Genomic DNA, 8,038 nt, shown 5'->3' with positions numbered 1-8,038 from the left:
AATTCACTACTGGAAGAGAGCCAAAAAATGTCCAAAGTGCCTCCTTGCGACCTTTTTCAATGGCAAGCTTTCGAGAAAAAAGACTAATTGGCGCATAGGTAAGAAGAAATACAGCTAATTGCCAAGCATAATTATTATCATTTAACACAGCGTTGGCAGAGAGGGTGACAACAGATAGACCAGCTAGAGCTACAGTATGTTTAAACATGAAGCGACCACCTTGAGAGAGTTATTGATTGTCTTTTTAAGATTATGATCTTTCATGGCTTATTTTACTAGTCGTCCGTAGCTGAGAACTTTATGCGTTATCTATCTTAATGTCAGAACAATGCCCAGTGCTCTTTATATTGTGGTTGCCCAGTAATATTTGCACCGCTTGAAAGGCCAGCTTGAGATCGGGAGAGGGCGCACGTTCATGTTTGTCAAATAGCAATTCATCGGCGGTGATATCACAGGCGACGATAATCTTTTTAAACGTTTCCAGCGAGGGTCGGGCTCTGCCGGTTTCATAGGTTTTGATGGAGGCAGTATGCAGGCCAACGAGATCTGCCATTTGATCCTGCGTTAGTTTGCGGGATTTGCGCAACTGCCGGAGGTTTGCTTCGAAGCTCATCATGCCCTCCTTGGGTATTTGCTATGCTCTGACAAACTGAATAATACGGTATCGATGGCCGCAGATAGTAACATCGGGGCATGATTGATATTAAAGATTTTTTTGCCCTGACAATAAGGGCTAGATATAGCTAACATAGTTGAAAAACTCCCTGTATTGCCTGTGAAACTAACTTACCCGATTGCTATTGCAGAATATATAATCCAAAAGCACTAAGTTGGTTATGGCTAATTCCATTGCCTAGCATCCTGCAGGATAAGCGGCGCCAAAGCTAAGCAAGTTTGATAGAGCTCACTATAAAAAACAAGCTTTAACTCAATAAAAGCAACCAAAACTATTGGTTTTTTTCAGCTCAGTCTGGCTCTGATCAATTGCAGTATGGCCAGACCTATTGCGATCAGGGTGATTGTCCAGGCCGCTCCAGAGACTTCGGGTGTCGCCACCTGTTTAACCGCAATTCCATAGGTTGCCCAGCCAATCACCAAGATATAGGCAATATCCTTTTTGATTATCAGTACGCTGGCGCCCGCTATAGCGGCAATGGCCAGTTTTAACAGGGTCCAGTTAATGGCACTGATTCCAATATTATTGGCATCCAGAGCGGTTTGCATAATGCTGAAGTTGGCGATGGTTGCTACGCTGACCCAGCCGACATAGACACTAAAGGGTAGGGTGATAGCTAGGCTAAGCGTCTGATCCGAATACTGGATAGTACGGTAGATCTGGATAAGTGATAGCAATAAACCGATGATGAGCAACAATGAGACGGCGATATATTGCAAATGCCAGGCGAGCATCCATGCGCTGTTAAATACGCAGCTGAGGATAAAGTATTTGCCGATTTGGCTGAGTGTCGGATTATAGCGCTGTGATGGTAACGACTGGGCAAATGCGTAAATGGCCAGCCCCAGATAAATAAGGCCCCAGATAGAGAAGGTAAAGCCGGCAGGTGTAAATAAGGAGCTATATTGGGCAGAGACCTCGCCGGTGGTTTGTCCACCGATGGGTAGCCAGTTGGCCAGCCAATTCACCGTGACGACTAGTATTAGCGCGATAATCACGCCACCCCAATCCGCAAATGATCTTTTCATAATGTGAATCTCATTATCATCGTGGCTATTGTTTGATGGCGCGAGCACCATCTGTTTGCGATAGCTGGGTTCAGGCTAACTTTTCCCCAAGCAGCGCTGATAAGCTTTTACTGCTTCAGTCAATCCCATATTGATCGCATCTACCGTCAAAGCATGGCCAATCGATACCTCTAGTAGTTGAGGTATGGTGGCAAAACGGGTCAGGTTAGTTAGGTTTAGATCGTGCCCAGCATTCAGGCCGATACCCAACGCCTGCGCTTTTTCTGCAGCCTGATAAAACTGCTGAAACACAGTCTCAACTTGATGGTTGTTGTTAACCGCATCGGCGTAAGGTCCGGTATAAAGTTCAATACGATCTGCGCCGATTTGTTGGGCCAATTCGATTTGCTCTAAATCCGCATCCATAAATAAGCTGACTCGAATACCGAGTTTCTGCAATTCCTGAATAATGGGGGCTAGTTGATCGCCGCTTTGAGTTAAATCAAAGCCATGGTCTGAAGTCAGTTGCTGGTTATTGTCAGGCACCAGAGTGCATTGGGCAGGTTTGATATCTTTAACCAAATCGAGAAACCCTGGATAGTCACTAACGCCAGTACGCTCACTTTTCATTGCCGGCGCCAACGGGTTGCCTTCAATATTAAATTCAACGCTTAACATTTCCGCTAAATCATAACAGTCATCAACACGGATATGACGCTGGTCCGGGCGGGGGTGAACGGTAATACCGTCAGCACCGGCATCAATACATATTTGCGCGTGTTGGGTAACGCTGGGGTAGCTGGTATCGCGGGAGTTTCTAATCAGTGCAATTTTATTTAGGTTAACACTGAGATCAGTTTGGTTTGATGTGCTCACATTATTCCCGCTGTGGTTGATCAGTTACTTAATAATTTCTACACGCTCAATAATCACCGCTTCGACGGGGACGTCGGCATAGCGCCCTAATGTCATGGTAGGTGTTTTTTCAATACTTTTTACGACGTATTGGCCATCGGTGACGATAGCAAAAACAGCATAGCCGGGCCGTTTACCTTTTGAGTCGAGGTTGGCATTCATTTTTGTATTGATAAAAAATTGCGAGGTAGCGCTATCTGGATCTTGAGTTCGGGCCATAGCAACGGTCCAGCGATCATTATGTAGGCCATTGTCTGATTCATTGATAATCGGTGCCAGCGTATTTTTTCTTTGCATTTCTTGGGTAAAGCCACCGCCTTGAATCATAAAGCGTTTAATCACACGATGAAAAATAGTGTCGTTATAAAAGCCGGTTTCAGCATAGTTAATAAAATTAGCGACGGTAATAGGTGCTTGCTGAGCATAGAGTTCGATCGTAATTGGCCCTTTGCTAGTATGGATAATGGCTATTGGGTTTTTTTGTGGTGCGGTTTTATCGGTGGCATAGGCAGATGCCGCAATTAAGCCAGAAAAAACAAGCGATAAGAATAAGGCAATGATTTTTTTCATGAGTAAAGTCTGCATCGTTAAAAAGGAATTAGGCCCAGTCAGTGCTTTTTCTGGGCCATGCTCTGGGTACAATCAACGTAATCATAACGCCGATCAGTACCGCAAAAGCACCATTAAGGAAGGCATCGTTTTCCTGGTTGTCATTTAATCGCCGGTTGTCGGTGGTTAGTACTTCGACTTGATTTTTTAACATTTGGTTTTGTTCCAGCAACCGTTGATTGTCTTTATCAAGTTGAATGGCGTTGGCCGATACCTTTTTGATATTGTCCAGCTCTTTGCTGAGCTGGTTGTGTTTGTTGGTCAAAGCCGTTAATTTATTTTGCGCGCTTGCCTGTTGATTACTGATTTTACTGAGCTGTTGTTCGAGTGCGCTATTGTCGCTTTTTAGTGTTGCGATGGTGTTTTGAGCGGCTCTGTAGTTTGCTTTAGCGGAGGGTGTTGGACTCAACTCCCGGCTTTGAACCCAGCCTTCGGTGCCACCGCTGGTGCGCACCTTGGTGTAACTGCCATCATCGTTTTGCGCCACTTGGGTTAATGGTGTGCCGCTGACCAAATAGCGAATGATGCGGTATTCATTGCTCTGACCACTGCGCATAGCCACAGTCAGCTGGTCGCTGACATAAATGGTTTGACTTTTTTGACTATAAAGTTGGCTACTGGTAGTGAGTAGGGCTAACAAAAGCACAATATGTTTCACGGGATATTCCTTCTGGTGTTTTGTCTGTGGTACCTGTTATGGCAATGATTATACGGTTTTTATTGTGCGATTGCAGATCGTGATTGCAGCCTTTCGGTTTAAACTTCGTTAAATATTTCTTCCGTTTTCAGCTGAGCTAATTTTTGAATATGGTGCAATAAATAATACAGTGCAGCTAGCAACACAATAGTGCTTGGCAGCGCTATCACCGGAAAACTCAAGGCGGTCATTTTGCCAAGTTCTTCGGTAAATGCCACGGTGCCGGGTTCGCTAATGAGTATCACCTTGGCCAAAATATAGTTTAGTGCTGAAGATAGAAAAAATGAACCAGCCACCATATAGGATGCATTGGCCAGCTTGTGTTCAAAGGCCTCTACGTTGTTGTTGGCTTCCAGTGCGGCCTTCACTTTGTTGATTTGTAGTATTTGGTCGTTAAATAGAAAGGTTTTCACCAGCGGGTATTGGGTGCGCATAGAAAATAAGGTGGCCAGACCAAAACAGGCGGGGATGGCCGCTTCTTTAATGGCGATATATTGAGGGTCTAGCTGTAGCAGACTAAAAGTGCCGGTTAACACCACACTAAAAATACCCAGTGCAGAGAATAAGTTGGCTTTATGATTCTGCAAATAATCTTTTAGCCCGTAAATAATCGGAAAACTCAGCGCCACAACGATGCTATAAATCGGCCCCAAATAATCCTCGGAGCTGAGTTTGGTCATAATCAGTGTGGGGATAATGATATTAAAGGCCAGATTGGCCAGCATGCTAGGTGGTTTTTGCGCTTGTTCGGTGGTCACTGTATCAACGGCTCCTGATAAAACGGGTCTTCAATCAATCGTAGGGTGTGTGTTGCGTTATTGGAGGCAAATAATGCCACAAATTGCGTTACTATGTGGTCTGCTATTGCTTCAATGTGTTATTTATTTTGCTTCCAATAAGGGTCTCAACAGTGAATGTTGATTTGCATAGTCATACCACAGCTTCCGATGGTGCGTTAAGCCCCATGGATTTACTGCTGCGCGCTAAACAGCAGGGCGTAGAATTGATGGCCATTACCGACCACGATACCGTGGCTGGTTATCGATCGGTGCGGGACCAGTGGCAGGATGCTTCGATGCAGTTGATTTCCGGCGTGGAGTTGTCCTGTTTGTGGCATCGACGATTGATTCATGTAGTGGGCTTAAATATCAATATTGATCATCCAAGCCTGCAAGCGGGCTTGGCAACGCAACAGCAGGCGCGGTTAGATCGGGCCGTGTTGATTGGTGAGAAGTTGGCCAAGCAGGGTTTTGCCGGTGGCTATCGCTTTGCCGCTGAATTAGCGGGTGATAGTCAGATTGGCCGCCCGCATTTTGCTAAATTTTTAGTTGATTGCGGGCATGTCAGCTCCGAAAGTGAGGCTTTTAAACGTTATTTAGGGGCTGGCAAAATTGGTGATGTAAAGTCCAGTTGGCCAGAGATGGCAACGGTAATTCAGTGGATTACCGATAGTGGTGGGGTGGCGGTACTGGCTCACCCCTTACATTATAAAATGACAGCGACTAAACTGCGCGGCTTGGTCGATGATTTTAAAACTCAGGGTGGCAGTGCGCTGGAAGTAATCAGTGGTAAACAGACTAAGGATCGCACTCAGTATCTGGCGCAATTGGCTGAGCAGTTTGGGTTAATGGCGTCCACCGGCAGCGATTTTCATCGGCCTGATATGCCTTGGAATGAGTTGGGGCAAGCGGCTATATTGCCCAAACACTGTCAGCCGTTATGGCCATTATTGAGTCGTGAGAGTGGCGTGTCGTCCACCCCGCAGTGAGTTGTGCATGAGTCAGTTTTTTCAAATCCATCCAGAAAATCCGCAGTCACGGTTGATTAATCAGGCAGTGGATATTATTCGTCAGGGTGGAGTAGTGGTTTATCCCACGGATTCTGGTTATGCCCTAGGCTGCCAGTTGGGTGATAAAAAGGCAGTGGAATCTATTCGCCGGATTCGCCAACTGGATCCGAAGCACAATTTCACCCTGATTTGTCGGGATTTATCTGAGTTGGGCCGCTATGCCCGAGTTGATAATAGCGCCTATCGATTGCTTAAAAATCATACGCCGGGTCCTTATACCTTTATTCTCAAGGCTACCGGTGAAGTCCCCAAGCGGTTAATGCACCCCAAACGTAAAACCATTGGTCTTCGCGTCCCAGAAAACCCTATTGCTCACGATTTATTGGCCGGTCTTGATCAGCCGATGATGAGTGTCACCATGATGTTGCCGGGTGAGGATATGCCCATGACCGATCCCTATGAAATCCGCCAAACCCTTGAAAATGCGTTGGATCTCGTTATCGACGGCGGCTATTGCGGCATGGAGCCTAGCTCAGTGATTGATTTAGTGGGGGATGTCCCTGAAATCATCCGTCGCGGGCAGGGTGATGTTAGTCATTTTGAGGTGGAATAAATCGGCTTGGCACTGTGATCATTGCAATGTTGCCGGTATAATGGCTGCCATTATAGCCACCATTATAATCAGTACCGGTTCAGTAATGCCGGCCACAAGCCCAAGCAGTGAGATAACAATAAATCCGTGGATGACGAGCTAGTACTAGACAACAAACCGCAAGATCAGGCTTCCACCGTTGAGCAGCCCGTGCTGGTCGAGGCCGCGGCTGAGATTGCCGAAAGCGAAGCTGGTCAAAATGACGCTGTTCAACCAGTCGTTTCACCCGGCCTAAAAGCGTTGCGCAGCAGCGGTGTGCAGCAAAATGAAATGCCATTTGCTGTTGTTCAGGGCGAGGCGGTTACCGAGATTCCTCGGGATTTATATATTCCCCCCGATGCGTTGGAAGTGTTTCTGGAGGCCTTTGAGGGCCCTCTTGATTTACTGCTATATCTAATCAGACGGCAGAATATTGATATTTTAGAAATCAATGTCGCTAATATTACCGAGCAATATATGCAATATGTGACGATGATGGATTCGTTACAATTTGAGCTGGCTGCGGAATATTTGTTAATGGCCGCTATGCTCGCAGAAATTAAGTCACGCATGCTACTGCCACGCTCTGCGGATGTGGAAGACGATGAAGAAGATCCCCGTGCTCAGTTAATTCGTCGCTTGCAAGAATATGAGCGTTTTAAGCAAGCGGCTGAAGATATTGATGAAATGCCGCGTTTGGGTCGCGAAATTTTCGAAGCTAGCGCCGCACCGCCGGATATTAAAAAAGAACGCCCACAGCCGGTTGTCGAAATGAAAGAGATTTTATTGGCGCTGGGCGAAGTGCTGCGTCGTGCCGATATGTATGAAAGCCATCAGGTGCAAAAAGAAAAACTGTCTACCCGTGAGCGTATGTCACAGGTATTGACCGTATTATCGGATAATGCCTTTACCCCTTTTGTGACGCTATTTACCGTTGAGGAAGGTCGCCTCGGTGTGGTGGTAACGTTTTTGGCAGTGATGGAATTGATTAAAGAATCGCTGGTTGAAATTGTTCAGTCAGAACCCTACGGTCCCATTCACGTAAAAGCAAAATCATCATGAGTATCGACAGCAAACAATTACAAAATATTCTTGAAGGTGCCTTATTGGCCTCGGCAAAACCACTCACTGTGGCACAAATGGCGAACTTGTTTGATGAAGCTAGCGAAGAGCGTCCGGCCAATGATGTAATTCGCGCAGCGCTGGAAGATATTCAGCAAGACTGTGAAGGTCGTGGTTTTGAATTAAAAGAAGTCAGCAGTGGTTTTCGTTTTCAGGTGGTACAAAACGTTGCTCCCTGGGTTGGTCGTTTATGGGAAGAAAGACCGCAGAAATATTCTCGCGCTTTATTAGAGACGCTGGCGTTGATTGCTTACCGTCAGCCGATCACCCGTGGTGATATTGAAGATATCCGTGGTGTTGCTGTCAGCTCCAGTATTATTAAAACTTTACTAGAGCGCGAGTGGGTGCGTGTGGTCGGTCACAAAGATGTGCCTGGACGCCCTGCTATGTACGCCACGACCAGACGCTTTCTGGATTATTTTAATCTTAAGAATCTGGAAGACTTACCGACGCTGGCTGAGATCCGTGATCTTGATGTTATGAATGAAGAGTTGGCGCTGGAAGGTGCGGACACGCCAGACCCCGAACAGGTAGCTGCCGGCTTTGAACAGGCGGCTGATAAGAGTGCTAACGACGATGGTATTGACAACCA

At 46.3% G+C, this 8,038-nt stretch carries 11 protein-coding genes; 4 read left to right on the top strand and 7 right to left on the bottom strand.

Annotated features, from left to right (window positions below):
- The 7 genes from AACP44_RS07440 to AACP44_RS07410 form a co-directional block, all read right to left on the bottom strand.
- A partial coding sequence (locus tag AACP44_RS07440) for a hypothetical protein (RefSeq protein ID WP_339339853.1) occupies positions 1 to 208 on the bottom strand: 208 nt, incomplete at its 3' end.
- 90 nt (positions 209 to 298) lie between these two features.
- Positions 299 to 613: a helix-turn-helix transcriptional regulator gene (locus AACP44_RS07435; RefSeq protein ID WP_339339851.1), complete on the bottom strand. Its 315-nt coding sequence runs from the start codon at positions 611 to 613 to the stop codon at positions 299 to 301.
- 347 nt (positions 614 to 960) lie between these two features.
- Complete coding sequence (locus tag AACP44_RS07430; protein WP_339339849.1) at positions 961 to 1,704, bottom strand: hypothetical protein; 744 nt, start codon at positions 1,702 to 1,704, stop codon at positions 961 to 963.
- A 75-nt stretch (positions 1,705 to 1,779) separates the two neighbouring features.
- The gene (locus AACP44_RS07425; RefSeq protein WP_339339848.1) at positions 1,780 to 2,559 is read right to left on the bottom strand and encodes a pyridoxine 5'-phosphate synthase; all 780 of its coding nucleotides are present in this window, start codon (positions 2,557 to 2,559) and stop codon (positions 1,780 to 1,782) included.
- A 24-nt stretch (positions 2,560 to 2,583) separates the two neighbouring features.
- Positions 2,584 to 3,168, bottom strand: a complete 585-nt coding sequence (locus AACP44_RS07420; RefSeq protein ID WP_339339847.1) for a peptidylprolyl isomerase — start codon at positions 3,166 to 3,168, stop codon at positions 2,584 to 2,586.
- A 28-nt stretch (positions 3,169 to 3,196) separates the two neighbouring features.
- Positions 3,197 to 3,865: a TIGR04211 family SH3 domain-containing protein gene (locus AACP44_RS07415; protein ID WP_339339846.1), complete on the bottom strand. Its 669-nt coding sequence runs from the start codon at positions 3,863 to 3,865 to the stop codon at positions 3,197 to 3,199.
- Between the two features lie 98 nt (positions 3,866 to 3,963).
- A complete protein-coding gene (locus AACP44_RS07410; protein ID WP_339339856.1) occupies positions 3,964 to 4,629 on the bottom strand; it encodes a VC0807 family protein in 666 nt (221 codons plus the stop codon).
- A 185-nt stretch (positions 4,630 to 4,814) separates the two neighbouring features.
- Between AACP44_RS07410 and AACP44_RS07405 the strand changes: the two genes are divergently transcribed.
- The 4 genes from AACP44_RS07405 to scpB form a co-directional block, all read left to right on the top strand.
- A complete protein-coding gene (locus AACP44_RS07405) occupies positions 4,815 to 5,672 on the top strand; it encodes a PHP domain-containing protein (protein WP_339339845.1) in 858 nt (285 codons plus the stop codon).
- A gap of 7 nt (positions 5,673 to 5,679) precedes the next feature.
- A complete protein-coding gene (locus AACP44_RS07400) occupies positions 5,680 to 6,306 on the top strand; it encodes an L-threonylcarbamoyladenylate synthase (protein ID WP_339339844.1) in 627 nt (208 codons plus the stop codon).
- 279 nt (positions 6,307 to 6,585) lie between these two features.
- Complete coding sequence (locus AACP44_RS07395) at positions 6,586 to 7,386, top strand: ScpA family protein (RefSeq protein ID WP_339339854.1); 801 nt, start codon at positions 6,586 to 6,588, stop codon at positions 7,384 to 7,386.
- Positions 7,383 to 8,038, top strand: a 656-nt coding sequence (gene scpB, locus AACP44_RS07390) for an SMC-Scp complex subunit ScpB (protein WP_339339843.1), incomplete at its 3' end; no start/stop codon positions are given. The genes AACP44_RS07395 and scpB, both read left to right, overlap by 4 nt.

The sequence above is a fragment of the uncultured Oceanicoccus sp. genome (genome assembly GCF_963968385.1).
Taxonomy (GTDB): Bacteria; Pseudomonadota; Gammaproteobacteria; order Pseudomonadales; family Dasaniaceae; genus Oceanicoccus.
This window is presented reverse-complemented; position numbering and strand designations above follow the sequence as displayed.